This is a genomic window from Actinophytocola glycyrrhizae (assembly GCF_042653545.1).
Lineage (GTDB): Bacteria > Actinomycetota > Actinomycetes > Mycobacteriales > Pseudonocardiaceae > Actinophytocola > Actinophytocola glycyrrhizae.
This window is the reverse complement of sequence record NZ_JBHSIS010000007.1, coordinates 295,412-314,125: the sequence shown is the minus strand read 5'-3', so window position 1 is coordinate 314,125 and position 18,714 is coordinate 295,412. Positions and strand designations below refer to the sequence as shown.

At 67.6% G+C, this 18,714-nt stretch carries 13 protein-coding genes; 9 read left to right on the top strand and 4 right to left on the bottom strand.

Annotated features, from left to right (window positions below; genetic code table 11):
- The first annotated feature begins 139 nt into the window (after positions 1-139).
- Positions 140-997, top strand: a complete 858-nt coding sequence (locus ACFPCV_RS17345) for an alpha/beta hydrolase family protein (RefSeq protein ID WP_378057224.1) — start codon at positions 140-142, stop codon at positions 995-997.
- 700 nt (positions 998-1,697) lie between these two features.
- On the opposite strand, the gene ACFPCV_RS17340 is transcribed toward ACFPCV_RS17345, so the two are convergent.
- Positions 1,698-2,927: a PucR family transcriptional regulator gene (locus ACFPCV_RS17340; RefSeq protein WP_378057223.1), complete on the bottom strand. Its 1,230-nt coding sequence runs from the start codon at positions 2,925-2,927 to the stop codon at positions 1,698-1,700.
- Positions 2,928-3,101: 174 nt separating this feature from the next.
- Between ACFPCV_RS17340 and ACFPCV_RS17335 the strand changes: the two genes are divergently transcribed.
- The 6 genes from ACFPCV_RS17335 (at position 3,102) to ACFPCV_RS17310 (ending at position 9,375) form a co-directional block, all read left to right on the top strand.
- On the top strand, positions 3,102-3,866 hold the full coding sequence (locus tag ACFPCV_RS17335) for an ABC transporter ATP-binding protein (RefSeq protein ID WP_378057459.1): 765 nt from the start codon (positions 3,102-3,104) through the stop codon (positions 3,864-3,866).
- Entirely contained in the window at positions 3,850-4,554 is a 705-nt protein-coding gene (locus ACFPCV_RS17330) for an ABC transporter ATP-binding protein (RefSeq protein WP_378057222.1), read from the top strand. The genes ACFPCV_RS17335 and ACFPCV_RS17330 overlap by 17 nt, the downstream gene beginning before the upstream one ends.
- An 11-nt stretch (positions 4,555-4,565) precedes the next feature.
- Positions 4,566-5,444: a branched-chain amino acid ABC transporter permease gene (locus ACFPCV_RS17325; RefSeq protein ID WP_378057221.1), complete on the top strand. Its 879-nt coding sequence runs from the start codon at positions 4,566-4,568 to the stop codon at positions 5,442-5,444.
- A gap of 1 nt (position 5,445) precedes the next feature.
- Complete coding sequence (locus ACFPCV_RS17320) at positions 5,446-6,453, top strand: branched-chain amino acid ABC transporter permease (RefSeq protein WP_378057220.1); 1,008 nt, start codon at positions 5,446-5,448, stop codon at positions 6,451-6,453.
- On the top strand, positions 6,450-7,772 hold the full coding sequence (locus ACFPCV_RS17315; RefSeq protein ID WP_378057219.1) for an ABC transporter substrate-binding protein: 1,323 nt from the start codon (positions 6,450-6,452) through the stop codon (positions 7,770-7,772). Before ACFPCV_RS17320 ends, ACFPCV_RS17315 begins: the two co-directional genes overlap by 4 nt.
- A 1,087-nt stretch (positions 7,773-8,859) precedes the next feature.
- Positions 8,860-9,375 (top strand): helix-turn-helix domain-containing protein, encoded by a 516-nt coding sequence (locus ACFPCV_RS17310; RefSeq protein ID WP_378057218.1) that lies wholly within the window; start codon positions 8,860-8,862, stop codon positions 9,373-9,375.
- Here ACFPCV_RS17310 and ACFPCV_RS17305 read toward each other — a convergent pair.
- Complete coding sequence (locus ACFPCV_RS17305) at positions 9,347-12,304, bottom strand: AfsR/SARP family transcriptional regulator (RefSeq protein WP_378057217.1); 2,958 nt, start codon at positions 12,302-12,304, stop codon at positions 9,347-9,349. The genes ACFPCV_RS17310 and ACFPCV_RS17305 overlap by 29 nt on opposite strands.
- Before the next feature lie 822 nt (positions 12,305-13,126).
- Here ACFPCV_RS17305 and ACFPCV_RS17300 point away from each other — a divergent pair.
- Positions 13,127-13,282: a hypothetical protein gene (locus tag ACFPCV_RS17300; RefSeq protein WP_378057216.1), complete on the top strand. Its 156-nt coding sequence runs from the start codon at positions 13,127-13,129 to the stop codon at positions 13,280-13,282.
- A 6-nt stretch (positions 13,283-13,288) separates the two neighbouring features.
- Here ACFPCV_RS17300 and ACFPCV_RS17295 read toward each other — a convergent pair whose 3' ends face one another.
- Together ACFPCV_RS17295 and ACFPCV_RS17290 are read right to left on the bottom strand one after the other, a co-directional pair.
- Complete coding sequence (locus ACFPCV_RS17295; RefSeq protein WP_378057215.1) at positions 13,289-13,777, bottom strand: helix-turn-helix domain-containing protein; 489 nt, start codon at positions 13,775-13,777, stop codon at positions 13,289-13,291.
- A gap of 347 nt (positions 13,778-14,124) precedes the next feature.
- Positions 14,125-15,267, bottom strand: coding sequence for a hypothetical protein (locus ACFPCV_RS17290; RefSeq protein WP_378057214.1), 1,143 nt, complete (start codon positions 15,265-15,267; stop codon positions 14,125-14,127).
- A gap of 327 nt (positions 15,268-15,594) precedes the next feature.
- Here ACFPCV_RS17290 and ACFPCV_RS17285 point away from each other — a divergent pair, with 327 nt between their 5' ends.
- Positions 15,595-18,639, top strand: coding sequence for an AfsR/SARP family transcriptional regulator (locus ACFPCV_RS17285; RefSeq protein WP_378057213.1), 3,045 nt, complete (start codon positions 15,595-15,597; stop codon positions 18,637-18,639).
- Positions 18,640-18,714: the final 75 nt, after the last annotated feature.

Here is an 18,714-nt window from a genome sequence, read left to right as displayed (position 1 = left end):
GATCGCCGATCGTACGTCCGGGGACGGTCCCGTCGCCCCGGTTCCCACGACGGACCGGTGATTGCACCGATGCGGTGACCGGCGCCCGTTTGCCACAGTCGGTTACCGACCGTGTTCAACGGCGAACGGAGAGAGCACAATGCGAAGAGGCACGCGAATCCTGTGTGGACTGTCGGCGGTCGCGGCACTCGCGATCGCGCCGGCCGCACAGGCGGCGGAGAACCCCTACGAACGGGGTCCGGACCCGACGGAGAACAGCATCGAGGCGGTGCGTGGCCCCTTCTCGGTGTCGCAGACCACCGTGTCGAGCCTCGTGTCGGGCTTCGGCGGCGGCACGATCTACTACCCGACCAGCACCGCGGAGGGCACGTTCGGTGCGATCGCGATCTCGCCGGGCTTCACCGCGCGCCAGTCGAGCATCGCGTGGATGGGCCCACGGCTGGCGTCGCAGGGCTTCGTGGTCATCACCATCGACACGAACTCCATCTACGACCAGCCCTCCAGCCGGGGTGACCAGCTACGGGCCGCCCTGTCGTACCTGACGAACAGCAGTTCGGTCCGCTCCAGGATCGACGCCTCCCGCCTGGCGGTGGCGGGCCACTCGATGGGCGGCGGCGGTTCCCTGGAGGCGGCACAGGACCAGCCGACCCTGCAGGCCGCGATCCCGCTCGCACCGTGGAACACGCAGAAGTCCTGGTCGAACCTGCGCGTCCCGACCTTCGTCATCGGCGGCGAGAACGACTCGGTGGCGTCGGTGTCCTCGCACGCCATCCCGTTCTACAACTCCATCCCCGCCTCGGCCGAGAAGGCGTACATGGAGATGAACAACGCGAGCCACTTCTTCCCGAACACGTCGAACACGACGGTCGCGAAGTACATGGTCTCGTGGCTGAAGCGCTTCGTGGACAACGACACCCGCTACGAACAGTTCCTGTGCCCGGCCCCGGACGACAGGGACATCGAGGAGTACCGCGACACCTGCCCGCACGCGGCCTGACAGCACCCCCCGAAGGGCACCTCTGGACGACTGGTTCCGTGAAGATCATGTGAAGTGACTTCGGCATACGAACGGTCACCAGGCACGACACCCACACCCCTGCGGGCGCCCGACGGGCGCCCGCAGGGGCACCCCGATGCCGTGAAAGGCGCGTTCACGGCAAAACCGGTGCCGTCAATGGCACATTGACGGCGTTGAGCGCCGTGAACGGCCCATTGACGGCATTGCGGATGCCGTCAACGCGCCTTTCACGGCACCAAAGCCCGGGCGCTACGCGCCCCGGACCCGCGAAGCGGGCCCCCGCGCAGCAAGCCCAGCACAAGTAAGCCCGGCACAGCAAACCCCGCGAAGCGGCCCCTGCCTACGCACCCCGACGGGGGCGCAAGCCCACCACAAAGGGGCTCCCTGCCATCCCGTCGACCTGGCAGCGCCCGATCACGCCGTGTCAAGGGGGGCCAGAAGCCCGAATCACATCATGCGGAAACCCGGCCCCCCGTTGGCGCGGTGTGATAGCCCGTAGGGAGGTCGACGGGATGGCAGGCAGACCCGCCAACCGCCGCCGAACAGCCCTCCGCCACCCCCGAGACCTGCCCGTCCGGCGAGGACAAACCCACAACGGACAGCAGCCAACCCACCGGACCAGCACACGACGACCCACTCACCAACGATCAGGGCCGGGCAACCATCCTCAAGACCAGGATCAACGTCGGCCGTCGTATCCGCGTCCGGCGGCCAGCAGTCCCAGCATCAACTCGAACTTGTCGTGAGCGTCGGCCAGGCTCCGCCCGGTGATCGACTCGATCTGCTTCATCCGGTAGATCACCGTGTTCCGATGGCAGTACAGAGCCTGCGCCGCGTGCGTTGGCGACCCGTCGTGCCCGAGCAGGGCGGCGAGCGTCTCCAGCAGGGTGTCGGCGAGCTGGGGCGGCTGGGCGAGGATCGGCCCCACGGTCTCGGCCACCAGCACCGGCACCACCTCGGGGCTCCCGGCGAGCAGCACCTCCGGCAACCGGTCGGCGAGCGCCACCAGCCGATGTGCTCCCCGGGGCAACGACTCGGCCGCCCGTGAAGCCAGCTGGTAGGCGGTCGCGAACCCGGCGAGCCCGTCGGCGCAGGCGGCCACCCCGACCCGCCCGGCCACGCAGGGCCGGAGCTGGTCGCAGACGTCCCGCACGGACAACCCGCCCCGGGACACCAGCCCGAAGTAGTTCCCGCCCCGCACGTGCCAGTGCGACACGATCCCGGCCCGTTCCAGCCGGTCCTCCGGCGCCCGCAGCGGCTCGTCGAGCGGGTCGGAGAACGGCGCGGTCACGCAGAGGATCGACTCGTCGGACCCCAGCCCCAGCTCCTCCCTGGCCTCCCTGGCGAACTCCGGGTCCGCGCCCCGGCCCTCGACCAGCCCGTCGAGGAAGCTCTGCTGACGTTGCAGGTCACGACGCTGCAGCCGGGTGCTCTCCCGCCGGTAGGACTCGACGAACACCGCGTTCTGCACGTCGAGAGCCGCCCACAGCTTCTGCCCCGCGTACAGCATCAGGTGCTCGGCGATCTCGACCTCGTGGTCCCAGCCCTGCCGCAGCAGCGCCTCCCACAGGGTGCGGGTGCCGAGCGTGTACGCCGACAGGACCCGGTCCATCGGGACGCCCTGCCGCGCGCGGAGCCTGCCGTTCTCCCGCCACACGTCGATCGCGCGCAGGTCCGGGTCGGGCCGCCCCGCCATCGCCTGGATGCCCCGGCGGATGTGCTCACGGGTGCTCGCCCGCAGGTGGGCCTGCTGGTCGGGCGGCTGCTGTGACCAGTACGGATCGCGTTCGATGAGGGTCAGCGTGATGTCGTCGGCGATGGCGTCCGCCCTGCCGAGCAACGAGGCCCACGCCCGTTCGATCTCACGCTCCAACGAGGGCTCGAGTGTGGGCACCCTGGCGACGTCCATGTCGGCAGGGTTGCACGCGACTGCACAGAACCACTAGTCCAAAAGCCCAGTTTGGGTCGGTTCGCACCAGTGATTTTGGGCTCCGCGCCCATGTTCTCGATCGTGCGGTGCGTCCAAAGTTCTACCCACGTTGAACCCCAGCGTTGGGAGCCGTGCGTGGCAGAGACCTTCGAGATGTCCGGCGTGTCGGTGACCTTCGGCGGGCTGGTCGCGCTCTCCGACGTCTCCCTGTCCGTCGCACCCGGACAGGTACTCGGCGTGATCGGACCGAACGGCGCGGGCAAGACCACCCTGTTCAACGTGGCGTGCGGGTTCGTCCGGCCGGACACCGGCACGCTCACCTGGCGCGGCGAGGAGCTGCGCAAGCTGCGGCCCCACCAGCTCGCGCGGCTCGGCATCGCACGCAGCCTGCAGGAGCTCGGCCTCTTCGACCGCATGACCGTGCTGAACAACGTGCTCGTCGGCGCGGACCGGCACGCCACGACCGGGTTCTGGCCGTCCCTGTTCGGGCTGCCGAAGCGGGCGCGGGACGAGCGGGCGCTGACCGAGCGGGCGATGGCGGTGCTGGAGGAGTTCGGCATCGCCGAGGTCGCGGGCCGGTACCCGGGCAGCCTGCCCTACCCGGTGCGCAAGCGGATCGCACTCGCCAGGGCACTGGTGAGCGAGCCCGACCTGCTGCTGCTCGACGAACCCGCCGGCGGGCTGTCCTCGGCGGAGATCGACGAGATCGGGGACCTGATGCGCAGCCTCACCGGCCGGATGTCGGTGATGTTGGTGGAACACCACATGGACCTGGTGATGAACGTGTGCGACCACATCGTCGTGCTGGACTTCGGGAAGGTGATCGCCCGCGGCGCACCGGACGAGATCCGCGCGGACCCGGCCGTGCAGGCCGCCTACCTCGGCGAGGACGTGGTGACCGGTGCTGACGGTCGATGACCTGTCCGCCGGCTACGGGCCGGTGCGTGCGCTCGACGGCGTGAGCCTCACCGCGGCGCGGGGCGAGATCACCGCGGTGCTCGGCGCGAACGGGGCGGGCAAGACCACGTTGCTGCGCACGATCTCCGGCCTGGTCCGCGCCCGGTCCGGCACCGTGACCCTGGACGGCCGCGTGCTCACCGGCGTGCCGACCGAGAACCTGCCCCGGCTCGGGCTCGCGCACGTGCCGGAGGGCAGGGGCGTGCTCGCGGAGCTGACCGTCGAGGAGAACCTGCGCCTCGGCGCCCTCGGCGCGCGGCGGCGGTTGTCCGCCGGCGACCTGGCGCGGATCTACGAGCTGTTCCCGCCGCTCGCCGAGCGCAGGACCAGGCTCGCGCACGTCCTGTCCGGCGGCGAGCGGCAGATGCTGGTGATCGGCCGCGCGCTGCTGTCGCGGCCCAAGGTGCTGCTGCTCGACGAGCCGTCGCTGGGCCTCGCGCCGCGGATCGTCGTCCAGATCTTCGAACTGCTGCGCGGGCTCGTGCGCGACGACGGGCTGACCGTCGTGCTCGTCGAGCAGAACGCGCGCAGCGCACTGTCCATCGCGGACCACGGCGTGGTGCTCAACCTCGGCAAGGTCGTGGTGCGCGACACCGCGGCCACCCTCGCCGGGGACGACGGTCTCCGCCACGCCTATCTCGGATTCTGACAGGGGGCCTCGTGCAGCAACTGCTGACCACCGTGCTCACCGGCCTGACGCTGGGCGTGGTGTACGCCGCGTTCGCGCTGGCGCTGGTGCTGATCTGGCGCGCGACGCGGATCGTGAACTTCGCGCAGGCGCCGATGGCGATGATCACCACCTACATCGCGCTGGTGCTGATCGACGCCGGTTACTCGTACTGGCTCGGCTTCGCCGTCGCCCTGGTGTCCGGCCTGGTGCTCGGCGCCGTGGTGGAACGGTTCGTGGTCCGGTTCGTGTCCGGCAAGTCCGAGATCAACGCGGTGATCCTGACGCTCGGGCTGTTCATCGTCCTGCACGCGCTCGCGGCCATCGTGTTCGGCTCGCGGTACCGGTCGTTCCCCGCGCCGTTCGGGCTGCGCGGCTTCCAGATCGGGGACACGACGATCGCACTGACCGGGTTCGGGGTGTTCACGATCGTCGCGGTCGCCGTGGTGATGGCCGGGCTGGTGCTGCTGTTCCGCGGCACCGACCTCGGGCTGCGGATGCGGGCGTCGGCGTTCGACCAGGAGGTGTCGCGCCTGCTCGGCGTGAAGGTCGGGCGGATGCTGACGCTGGGCTGGGCGCTCGCCGCGCTCGTCGGGTCGCTGTCCGGGCTGCTGATCGCGGGCGGCGGGCTCGTCCACCCGTCCTACATGGACGGCGTGGTGGTGTACGGGTTCGTCGCGGCGGTGCTCGGCGGGCTGGACAGCCCGGTCGGCGCCGTCGTCGGCGGCGTCCTGCTGGGACTGTCGCTGAGCCTGGTCAGCGGATACGTCGGCTCGGAACTGGTGCCGCTCGCCGCCTTGGTGATCCTGATGGCGGTGCTGCTGCTCAAACCGGGTGGCCTGTTCGCGAGCGTCCGTGAGCGGAGGGTCTGACATGGTCCGCAGGCATCTGCTCCTCGCGCTCGGCGCGCTGGTGGTCGTCGTGCTCGTGCTGGAGACCACCAGCCAGTTCCGCAACGCGCAGTTCGCGAGCATGGCCTACTTCGCGATCGCGGCGGCAGGCCTCACCGTCCTCACCGGACTGAACGGTCAGATCTCACTCGGGCACGGCGCGTTGATGGCGGTCGGCGCGTACACGACGGCGCTCATGCTGCAGTCCCGAGAGGGAACACTGCCGCTGCTGGTGATCCTGTTCCTGGCGATGGTGGTCACGGTGGTGGTCGGCGCGGTCGTGGGGATCGCCGCCGCCCGCCTGCACGGGCCGTACCTGGCGGGCGCGACGCTCGCGCTGGCCGTCGCGGTACCGGGAATCCCGCTGTACTTCAGCGGGTGGCTCGGCGGCGAGCAGGGGCTGAACGTGCGGATGCCGGAGATCCCGGTGTGGCTCGCGGACGCGGCGTACTTCGTCACCGGGCAGGAGCTCACGCAGATCCGCTACCTCGCCTACCTCGGCTGGCTCGTGGTGATCGTGGTGTTCGTGCTGCTCGCGAACCTGACGCGCAGCCGGATCGGCCGCAACTGGCAGGCGGTGCGGGACGACGAGGTCGCCGCCGAGCTGGCCGGCATCAACCTGGGCCGCGCGCGGGTGCAGGCGTTCGTGGTGAGCGCGGCCTGTGCTGGGCTCGCGGGCGGGTTGCTCGCGTTGTCGGCCCGGCTGGCCGCGCCGAGCGGGTTCACGTTGACCCTGTCGCTGCTGCTGTTGTCGGCGGTGGTGCTCGGGGGGTTGGGAAGTCTTGTCGGGGCGCTGGTCGGGGCGGCGCTGCTGACGTTCCTGCCGCAGGTGGTGACCGGGGCGGGAACCGACCTCGGGCTGTCCGACGTGCAGGCCGCTCAGCTCGCGCCGTTGATCTACGGCCTGGTCACCGTCCTGGTCGTGCTGCTCGCACCGGCCGGCCTTGCCGGCGGACTGCGGAAACTCATCAACTGGAGGCGAAGTTCATGAAGCGCTGGTACACAGGTACGGCGTTAATCCTCGCCATGGCGGTCACCGCGACCGCCTGCGGCGCGGGCGGCAGGCCCGACAGCGAGGAGAAGGGCTCGACCGTCGGCGTCACCGACACGACGATCAAGATCGGTGCGCACTTCCCGCTGACGGGTGTCGCGGCGCCCGGGTACAGCGAGATCCCGAGCGGCCACCAGGCCTACTACGACTACGTCAACGCGAACGGCGGCATCAACGGCCGCGAGATCGAGTTCGTGGTCAAGGACGACGGCTACAACCCGACGAACACCAGCCAGGTCACCAACGAGCTGGTGCTCAACGAAGAGATCTTCGCGATGGTCGGTGGCCTCGGCACCCCGACGCACAGCGCCGTGGTGGACTACCTCAACGACGCGAAGGTCCCGGACCTGTTCGTGTCGTCGGGTTCGCTCCAGTGGGGCGACTGGCCCAAGGACAAGCCGTTCACCTTCGGCTGGCAACCGGACTACGAGATCGAAGGCAAGATCATCGGCGACTGGGTCGCGAAGAACATGCCCGACGCCAAGGTGGGCCTGTTCCTGCAGGACGACGACTTCGGCCGCGACGGCGAGAAGGGCGCCCGCAGGTACCTGGACAAGCAGATCGTAGGGGTCGCGAAGTACACGCCGGGCAACACCGACGTCGCCCCCCAGATCGCCCAGCTGCAGGCGGCTGGCGCGGACCTCGTGCTCGGCTTCAACGTCCCGTCCTACACCGCGCTGAGCCAGCTGGTGGCACTGAAGATCGGTTTCAAGCCGAAGTGGTTCTACAGCAGCGTCGGCTCGGACCCCGCCCTCGTCGGCTCGCTGCTGGCCCGCTTCTCCGAGGGTGCGGTCACCGACAGCGCGACCCTGCTCAACGGCGTGCTCACCACGGAGTACCTGGCCGGCGTGGACGCACCGGACGACCCGTGGATGAAGCTGTGGCAGAAGGTGTGGGACGAGCACGGCAAGGACGGTGAGCTGACCAACTACCGGATCTACGGCCTGTCGCAGGCATACACGTTCGTCCAGGCGCTCCAGGCCGCGGGCCCGAACCCGACCCGAGAGGGCATCGTCGAGGCCATCGAGAAGTCGGGCAAGTCGTTCGAAGGTCCCGGCATCGCCCCGTTCCGCTTCACCGGCGACAGCCACCTCGGCATCTCGGGCATGAACGTCGTCGAACTCAAGGACGGCGTCGGCGAGGACCTGACCCCGGTCCTGGTGACCGACCTTGGCGACGCCCCGATCAGGGAAGACGACTCGGCGGCCAGCGACGCCCCACCGTCGAACGGCATCCCGAACGTGAAACCCGCGGAGTAGGCACAGCGCAGAGACAGGTTCTCCCGAGCGGCGGCGTGGTTCTCCACGCCGCCGCTCGGCGCTTTGGTTGCAGACACACGAAGCCGTCAATTTTGACGCAAGCTATCACACAAATGGCAGAATCATGATGTTCCCCGACATCGCGCGCCAGTACCCAGTGGTTACACGCCGATTTGAACGCCAGGACTTCACCTCTGATCAGGTGACGACTGGATCGTCCAGCCGATCGAAAATTGCGTACACGATTGCACAATCGTCCGTCCCATCGAGTGAATCGAAGCACTATGGATGACAACCGACTCAAGGGTGAGCACAAGGAGCTCCAACCTCTGCCTGTACGCCTGAGAAGGAAAGGCTGCCCAGCTCCCTCGACGCGACGACGGTGCACGCACACGAGACCAATGCGAACGCGCTGACGCTGGGCCAGTTCGTCGACGTGTGCCAGGCCCTCGACGAACGGCCGTGCACCGTGCTCGAACACGCACTCGATCGGGTTGTGTCCGGTGAGGACGCACACAGGCACCCGCGACACGCTGACGACAACATCACGAAAGGCCGGTGAAATAGCCCCTACACGCAAACATCAGGTTCCGGAAACGAAATAACACCCTGACGTCAGCTATCTGAAAAGCACCGAACGAACGATGCGAAGTCCACAAGACACGGAACGCATTCGATAGTCACCCGCGAACTTGACCCCGTTCACCCGCGTACTTTAATGTGCCTCGTGATCACCACGGCACGTACGGTTATAGTCAATACATTCCCGCCCAAGTGATGAAAAGCGATCACGATGGGTGTCGTTCGCCCACCGGACGACTGCTCCCGCCTCTAACCTTGGACGAGGCACGGTGCAGCCTTCCATCTCGGTGCGAAGGACCGTCAGGCCATGGGCGGATTCGGTCAGCCCAGCCGACGTATCGGCCAGCCCGGCCCGAGGCATGTCATCGCGCCTGGGAGTCGAAGCATGCCCCCACGACGACGCTCATCGACTCGGGCTGTGACCGGAAACGGGAGTTCGCATGACCCTTCCATACGCGGGCGACCGACCCAGCCACCCTGCCACGTTCCACGGCTGGGCCGTGTGATGGACCCGCAGGACGAGGTCGCCGAGAAGATCATCTCGCGCGCGATCGGCGAGGAACTGCGCCGGGCGCGCGAAGCGAACGGCTGGTCACGCGGCCAGCTCGTCTCCCGCCTTCCATCGGGAATCGGCGACCGAACACTGCTCTCCTACGAACACGGCACACGCCATCTCACGCTGCTCCGCTTCATCGAACTGTGCGGGGCACTCGGTGTCGCGGCACCGGCGTTGCTGAACCAGGCCCTGCAACGCGGACGTGTCCACCTGCGGAACCTGGTCCTGCAGGTGAACCTGCGTCACCTGCTGGACGACAGGAACGACAGATTCCTCCCGATCAACCGATGGGCGCGCAACAAGCTGCGGGAGTATCCGGACGGTGTCGTCGAGCTGTCGCCGTCGTCGGTGCGGGAAATGGCAACGTTCATCGGCTGCCCCTACCACGAACTGGCCAACTACCTGGCCCGCTTCATTCCGGACGAACCGCTGGAACTCAGTTCCGAAATCGCGACAGACGAATAACGGGCAACGTGTGCACCATGGCCTGTTCCGACGGTTCGTCGACGCGGGCTGACGGCACGCGGCTGGGGAACCGAAACCTGTCGATCTTCTCCTGTAGGCGCACGGTGAGTCCCGGGGATCCCGTGTAGTCGTACAGGTCCATGGCTTCCTGCCAGACGGACAACGCCGTGTGCAGTTCGCCGCTGCTGTGCAGGGTGTCCGCAAGGGCCTCGACCGCAAGAGCCTGGGCAGCGAACTCCTGCGTGCCGCGGAGGAGTTCCACACCCTTCTCGGCGAACCCCCCTGCTTTGGTGAACTGGCGTTGCTCGACGCAGATCTCCGAGAGCGCCACGCAGGCAAGGGCCGCGGCGGTCAGGTCGGACGCCGCTTCGGCAACGGTCAACGCGTCTTCGTAGCAGGCCAGCGCGGTGGGCATGTCACCGAGATCGCGGTACGTCGCCCCCAGTTCGGCGAGGATCGCCGACTCGACGGATCCCTCGCCGATGGATTGAGCGATCCGTCGACCCTCCCACAGGTGGGCAAGAGCGCCGGCCCTGTCGACGCCCCGCAACGCTTGCCCCAGCCGGAACTCGAACCAGCACGAACCGGTGACATCCATGGCACGCTCCGCGGCCGCCGCACCACGCACGTAGAGACGGACCGCTTCCTCGGCGTCGCCGCGGAGCATCGCCAGTCGGCCGAGTTGAAGCAGCGCAGACGCCTGACCGCCACGGAGCTGTTCCGTGTCACCCGAGTTCGCGGCTGCCTCCAGCCATCGACGAGCGGCATCGTGGTCCCCCAGGCGAATACATGTCAGGCCAAGACCGTGCTGTACCGCGGCTGCCGCCTCACGTTTGCCCTCCCGGTCAGCCGAGTCGACCGCGAGCTCGCGGACCGACCGGCTCTCGACATGGCATCCGGCGAGATCGAACAGAAGCGCGGCCGGCTCGGCCAACGACCAGACCTGGTCATGGCGAGCCGCCTCATAGCCTGTCCGGACCAGCGCGAGCAGAGTGGTTCGTTCCCGGTCGAACCACGCGGCAGCCTCAGCCACGTCGGAGAAGGCGACCCACCGTTCGGTCGCTCTGCTCGCAGGCGCCGGGTACTCACGGCACAGCAGACGTGCGGCGTCGGTTGCCGCCACGCGGTAGAACTCCAGCAAGCGCGAGAGTGCCGCATCCCGGTCCTCGGCCATCTCGTCGCGGTCGAGACAACGTGCGGCGAACTCCGCCACCATGTTGTGGAACCGGAACCTGTCCAGTTCGTCGTCCTGCTCGACGAGGTGGAACGAGATCAGTGCCGAGAGGCTCCTCATGGTATCGGCGGGTGTCCTGCCGTCGCACGCGTAAGCGACCGAGGCGGCGATGTCCGTGCCGGGATGAATCGCAAGCAGACGGAACAGTCGCCGTTCCGGCGCGGGCAACGCCTGGTAGGCCGTCGCAAAACACGATTCCGCGGCCGACATCGTCTCGTCACGACGGCTGTTCGCGGTGAGAAGGCGTCTCATGCCGAGATGGGCGACGAACTCGTCCACCTGCCCACGAGGCCGCCCGCACAGCTCCCGGCCGAGAATCGTGATCAACAAAGGTGAGCCGCCAGAAAAGCCGATGACCCGGTCGAACGCCGGGAGACACCGGTCGGCGTGCACTGCCAGGAGGTTCTCGGCCATCGGGGTGTCCATCGGCTCGACCGTGATCCGGCGCGCCCCGGTCTCCGCGGCCAGCATCGACAGGCGCTGCCGGCTGGTGACGACGACGAGGCAGGAGTGCAGAAGCCCCACCAGTGCCCGAACCTGGTCGGTGTCGCGCGCGTTGTCGAGCACGACCACCATCCTCCGGCCCGCCACCAGCAGACTGAGGAGCCGTTCTCGCTGCGTCCGGCCCAGCACGGGATCGGGCGGTTGACCGAGTGCGGCAAGGATGCCGTCCACCACCGCCGCGGACTCGGCCTGTCCGTTCACGGACGAACCATGTAGCTGAACGAAGACGTCCCCGTCGGGAAAACGATCACGGGCACGGTGTGCCCAGTGCACGGCCAACGCTGTCTTGCCGACGCCACCGACTCCGTCGATGACGACCACGCCGGAGCCCGGCCCAATCTCGTCGAGGGTCGCCAGTTCCGCGTGTCGGCCGACGAAGCTCGTGACGTCACGCGGCAACTGACGGGGCACCATGGTCGGCTGCGGCACGGCCGGCACGGTGTGCTTCGCCCTCAACAGGGCGTTGTGCTGACACAACTGGTGCTTGGCGTACTCGTCGCCGTCCGCACGGTACCTGTGCGAGGTGACGAGGTAGTAGCGGGTCGCGTCCGCGTACCGACGCAGTCCGTAGAGCGCGGTCAGCCGCATGGTCGCCAGTACGACGTCCTCCGGGAAGTCGCCCTGCAGTTCGATGAGCGCGTCCTCGGCTTCCTCGTATCGCTCGAGATCGAGCAATGCCCTTACCCGCAAGGTGTGTGCGCCGAGCCAAACCTCCCGCAGCAACTGCGCACGCCACAACTGGGCAGGGGCGCTGGTCAGATCCGCGGCGGGCAGCCCGCGCCACAACCACAGTGCCTCGTCGATCATCCCCACCGTTCGCCACGGATCGTCTGCCAGCGAGAACGCCGCCTCCGAGATTCGCGCGCGAAATCTGTGGAGATCGATCCGTGAGTGGTCCACCTCCAGGAGATAGCCGCCGCTCACCACGTGCAACGCGGGCGCCGAAGGCATCCGGTCCAGCGCGCGGCGAATCCGCGTGGCATAGGTGTGCAGCGTCGACGCCGGGTTCAACGGGATCGGTTTGTCCTCGGGCCACACCCACCGCACAAGCGTCTCGACGGGAACGACGTGTCCCGCGTGTACGACCAGCGTCGCGAGCACCGCCCGTTCGCGCGGCTTTCCCCACGTGTCGTCCGGACCGCCGTCCAACAGCAACGCGGTCGTCCCCAGAATGCCCAGCGCGTCGTCCATCCAGCTTTCACCCCAAAACAACAAAGCTGGTACCGAGGATCATATCTCCGCTGGATGCTACTTATCGACAGAGATCAGAACCAGGTCGTGACTGGATTGTTGCGCAAAACTTTATTTGCCGTCGGACGCACCGTCATTTGCCGCCGATGTCCGCATCGGCACGACCTGCCGGGCTGTGCCGGGCAGGCGACGTGGACGCTGGCCGGACCGCATGACCAGCGCAGCCCGGCGACGGAGTTTCGTGACAGCCGGAACGCCATCCGTCCGGGTGCACAACGAGAGCGCCGCTCGTCGACACCCGCAGAACAGCGAACGACGGGAAACTCTGTACCGCCCACCACTCCGCTTCGACTGTCAGCAACCGGAACAACGTTCGTCGCCTTCGTGGTATCGGCCCGTAATCGTCAGCGCCGAAGTTTTGCTGTCATGTGAATGGGAAAAGCGCCGCGATACGAATGTGGGTCGCCGGAGGACCCCGCCGGATCCCCTCGATATCGCCACATCGACACTTCCGGGCATGTCACCTTACCGAATCAGTGCGCAACAGCCGGACACCATCGCGTTAGCAGAGTCCTTGGTGCAACGCAACACAACCGGCCAGTAACACACGATCGAGATTCTTCGCCGGGTACGCGAACCATGGATCACGAACGGGAAGGTTCTCGCAGATGACACCCGGTACGCTGACTTGTACCGGCTATGAAACTGATGCAACCGAGAGTTGCCTTCGCGCCCAGACTTGCGACAGACTGTGGGCCGTTGCGTCTCCGGTCCCCGTACCGGCGCGACCGCAGAAAACACGCAGTCGGGAAAGGAACCTAGATGAGGAAGCTCGTTGCCGCGATCGGCATCGCCGCCGCGGCTCTGTTCGCGGTCGGATCGAACGCGACCGCGGAGCCCGCGTCCCAGCAGGACGTGGTCAGCATCGCGGCCTCCAGTGGAGCAGCCCAGATCGAGGAGCACTTCCCATACAACTGAACCAGGCTATGTCGCCGGTGGATCGTCGGCACTGAACTCGACGAGATAACGCGCAAGTGCGGCATGGGAAAAACCCAGTGCCGCCGCAAGTTCGCGAACCACAGCGGGCGGCAGCAACACCTCGGCCGATGACGAGTCCTCGATTCTGCGCTGAGCCCAGAATCGAATGGGAGCTAATTCGTCGCGTTGATCGCGAAGAACCGCGGTCAAATTCACACGTAAGGAAAAGGCGCGCAGATCGCGCGCCTTTTCCAGCGCCTGGTCCAGGATTTCCGCGGCAGCGACGCCAAGCGCACGACATATCTCGACAAAGCGATTCACCGTTATCTGACGAATTCCGTGTTCGTAGGTGAGCAACGTGCGGTCGCCGATTCCGGACGGGAGTTGCGCGACAAGCTGTATACGGGTCAGACCCTTTGTCTCGCGGGCGGTTCGCAGTTCTTGCCCCAGCACCCGGGCGAAGGCTCTGTCCTCGTCGTCCTGGGCGGCATCCATCCGCGGCTCCTCCCCGCCCAGCGACGCGCGCCGATCCCCGCGACACGTATCGGCGGATTACGTCTGCCCGGGTCCCGCGCAGCCTTTTCTGAATAACCGTTGTTATGCGTGGTGTCAAGACATTGGTCACGGGTATCACGGAGGGCGGTGCGTTCCAGCCCCATACGGAGTAAGCCGCCGTAAACCTTGGGTAGGCGTGCTACTCACTCACGCTCGATCGTGCGCCAAACGTGCTCCGTTCGTTGTCGGCTACCAACATGATGACGAAGACTCGATGCATGTGCATCTGCACGTGCATATTTGACACGCACCGCACCCTTTCCGGAACTGTGCGTTCTACGTCGCCGTCACTCACCGACCGTTTTCTTCCACCACCACGTCGCACCGGTGATCGGACAAGGCAACGGCACTGGCGGGCAGGGGGCCGCGCGAGCGGGTTCGCGGAGGTCGAGCGTCCGGTACAGCAACTGCCTCAGCAACTCACCTGCCCTGCCGGGCCGCGACGTGATCCGCGCGGCCACGAGGTCCTGCCACGAACGGTCGCCCGCCATCCCCGCTCGCACCTCGTCGGCCAGCGGGTGATCGGCACGGACCGGCGGCGCGAGCCGCCGGACAAGGTCGGACAACGGGTCCCGGCATCCCTCCTCGGGCGACGCGACGACCATGGTGGGAAGGCCGATCGCGGCGCCGTACCTCGTGACCGGATCGCAGTCACCGATGACGAGGTCCGCCGCGATCAACGCCCCCTGCCAGCCCTGGCCGGGTGGGAGAAGGAGCGCTCCCGCGTCGAGGCCGTCAGCGAGCCACGCGCGAACCTGCCATCCACCATGCGCGTCCCACACCTCCGGATGGATGGTCACCGCGACCGTGAAGCGGCAGGCGGACAGTTCGTCGACCATCCTCCCCACCAGGTCCGGTCGCCGCGTGGACGTCACGACGAGTCGCTGCCCTCTGGACAGCCCCAGTGCCTGCCGGTAGCGGCCACGGAACGGGATGCTGGCCAGCAGGCGGTCGTAGGAGATGTCGCCGACGACGGTCGCCGCCGGGAGCGCCTCCTGGCACGACTCCGCCAGCAGGTCGAGCTCCGAGTCGTGCGACAGCGCCAGGACATCCGGGAGAACACACTCCCCGTTCGGCACGGATTCACGATCGAGCAGGAGCGACTTCCCCCGCAGGCCGGCCAGCCCGTGCGGACCGACCGCCAACACGAGATCGAACTCGTACCGGAGTGCTTCCTGCCATGGCAGCACGAGGCAGGAGTGTGCGCGCAGGAATTCCTCCGCGCTGGGGCACGCCGCGCCTTCCGAGTTCGGCGCGACCGCGAAGACGGTCGATATCCGGTGATCGGCCTCCAACAGCGGCAGCACGTCCATCAACCTCGTGCCTGCTCCCACGAATGGCACGACCACGAGCACGGTCCGGCAGCCATGCCGGAACACACCTCGCGTGGCGATCCTGTCCCCCGGACCGCTGTACCAGCGTTCGGTCATCGTCGCTCCCTCCCTCGTGAAGGCCGACGACGTGCACCGGCCTCGCACCGAGCATGAGAGCCGCGCGTTTCCGAACGCGGGTCCGTGTTCTGTACGACTCCGGTCAACGCACGAAAATCCCTGAGGTCGGGTGGACGCCGTGCATTCAGCGCGAGCACCTGCACGTGAAGTATCGGAAAACCTGTCAAGAACCTTTCAGTTCCCTGGTCCGTACTACAACGATCCAATTACGTGGGGTAGCTGATCTCAGTCGGTAAGTAGCATCCGGTCTGTTGGCGCTGTGGGTCGGTACATCCAAATGACCAGCATGGTTGGGGTGCGGCTGGGGTGGACGCATTGCTGGGAATCCTCGGTACTACGGCATTGGTCATCGACGGCGAGGTCGACGACACGTGGGGCAAGCCGCGCGAGCGCGCCGTCCTCGCGACGTTGGCCGTGCATGTCGGCCGGGTCGTGCAACTCGAGACGCTGATCAGATGGGCGTGGCCGGCGGACAAGCCCATTCCACAGAACCCGGCAACGACCTTCCACACGTATGCCGCACGGATCCGCAACGCGCTGCGCGCGCTGCCCACACCGACCGAGGTTCGTGCCCGCCACGGCGGCTACCGGCTCGAGATCGACCCAGCCCTGATCGATCGCAACCGCTTCCGGACGCTCGTGACACAAGGCCGCGCTCGCGCCGCGGCGCACGAACCCGAGCAGGCGATCGAACTCATCGACCGCGCCCTCGCGTTGTCACGTGGCTCCCCCATCGCGGACCTCACCAGCCCCGCCGCGGCGGCGTGGCGCAACGCGGTGATCGAAACAGAGCTCCTCACCGCGCACACGACCCTCGTCGAACAGTTGCTGGCACTGCGCCGGTTCGACGCGGCGCTCACCAGGCTCGACGACCTGCACGGGGACTATCCCGACGATGTCACCCTGGCCTCGCTCCGGCTCACCGCGCTCTACGGCGGTCTGCGCCGTACGCACGCGACGTCGTTCTACTTCGCCGTCCGCAGCAGGCTCCGGGCCAACGGCGACGACCAGGCCGCCGAGTACCTGCGCCAGCACCACGACACGCTCCGCACGGAACACGGGGTGATGTTCCGGCCAGTTCCGACTTTGACACCGCAACAGCTGCCACCCGACCGCCCCGGTTTCGTGGGAAGGACCGAGCCGCTCGGCATGCTGGACGCGATCGTCGACGTCTCGTCCGGTGAACCGGCCGCGGGCGTCGTCGTCATCGACGGCATCGGCGGGGTCGGGAAGACCGTCCTCGCCGTGCACTGGGCGCACGACCATCGCCATCTCTTTCCGGGCGGCGCCCTGTTCGTCAACATGCATGGCTACGCCGACCGGGCGAAGGTGGAGCACATCACCGTTGTCGATGACTTCCTCACCGCTCTCGGCCACCCACCAGAGGCGACGTTCAACCTCCGCCGCCGGGAGCAGCTGCTGAGTTCGCTCCTCGCCGACAAGAAGACCTTGGTCCTGCTCGACAACGTGCGGGACACCGCCCATGTCCGTGACCTGGTCCCGCTGTTGTCGAACTGCGTCGTGTTGATCACGAGCAGGCAATGGCTCACGTCCCTGCAAGGGGAGTTCGGAGCCCGGCGGATCACGTTGCGGCCGATGTCGGCGAGTGAAGGCGCCCGGTTGCTCTCGGCGCAGCTGGGCCCCGGCAACGAGATCGGCGACGAGCAGCTCGAACACTTCACGACGCTCTGTGGTGGGTTGCCGTTGCTGCTCACTGTCATCGCGGGCGACCTCGCCGGCAAGTCCGCCACGGGCGTCGAGGAGTACTCCGCGCTCGTCGACCGGCGAGACCTTGTCCGCGGCCTCGGCGACAAGGGCGACGGACCGGTCAGCGGCGCGGCCTGTTTCGCGCCGTCGTACCGGGCCCTGGCCGCCCCCGAACGTCGGCTGTTCCGGCTGCTGACCCTGCACCCCGGGCCCGAGATCGGGCTGGACGCCGCGTGCGTGTGCGACGGACGGCAGGTGGACGACACCACGACGAGTCTGGGCAAGCTGGCCGGAGCGCACCTAGTGGAAGAAGCGGACTCGGTGCGCCGCTACCGCTTCCACGACGTGCTCGCGGAGTTCGCCGCGCAGTGCCGGGACGCTGACGAACCGCAGGAGGAACAGGCGGCGGCCGAACGCCGGGTACTGAACTACTACCTCGGCTCGGTGACCAACGCCTGCCGAGCCGCCCACCGCAGCTACAACCCGCCACCGCGCACATCAGCCCATGAAGGCGTTCGGCTGACCACGTTCGACGACTCCGACAGCGCCCGCCAGTGGTTCGCCAGGGAGCGGGCGAACCTGACCGCCGCAATCACGTACGCGGCCGAACACGGGTACCACGACCATGTCTGGCGGCTGACGGATCCCGTGACGACGTTCTTCGACCGGGCGGGCAACGTCATCGGCAGCCGGGCCGTGCGGCAGGTCGCGTTGCGCTCGGCCAGGGCACTCGGCAACCGGGAGGCCGAAGCTTCGATGCTGAGCTTCCTGGCAATGGCACACATGATGCTGGGCGATCACGACGAGGCCCGCCGTTGCCTCGAGGCGGCGCTCCCGCTGGCCACCGAGAACGGCCTGGACCGAGGTGAGGCTTCGATCCTCCACCTGCTCGGCCGGGTCGCGCTGCGCCGGGAAGACCCGGCCGAGGCCCTCGACCTGTTCCGTCGTGGCATGGAGATCGACCAGAAGAGCGGAAACCGGGAAGGCCTGTGCTGGGCACACTGTCGCATCGGGCACGCGCTGCACGCTCTCGACCAGCACGAGCAGGCACTCGCCCACCTGAACCGCGCTGCCCTCCTCGCCCAGGAGATCGGTGAGTCCTCGGCTGAGGCCGCGAGCCTGAGCGAGATCGGTGCCATCCACCGCGAACTCGGGGACCTTGCGATGGCGGCCGGTTGTTGTGAACAGGCACTGGCAATCGCGCAGAGCGTGCCGGACATGTCCGCGATGGCCGGGAGCCTGGTGGATCTGTGCGAGATCAACCGGGTCCGGCGCCGGTCGCGGGTCGCGGTCGACTACGGCAGACAGGCCATCGACCTGTGCGAGAAAACCCATGACATCCTGAACCACGCACGCGCGCTGGAAGCCCTCGGCACCGCACAGTACGAGTGCGGAGACCTGGTGGACGCGGCGGTCGCGTGGCGCCACGCCGCCGACATGTACGACGAAGCGGGCAACTCGACCAGGTCGGCGCGCCTGCGGAGCAAGATCGAGACCGTGCCCACGTTCTATCGCGAGGTCGTGCCCATAGCCCGGTCCGCGCAGGAGGCGACTGCCGGGAACCTGCCCTGGCTCGCCGACGAGGAGACGACCCAGCCCCTGGTGCCAGGCACCAGATCCACCGACGGCCAGCACGGCGGGTGACCTCACCTGCTGTACCCGGCTCGCCGCCGTCCGGCCGAACCTCGGCCGTCCTCGGGACGACCACGATTCCTGTCT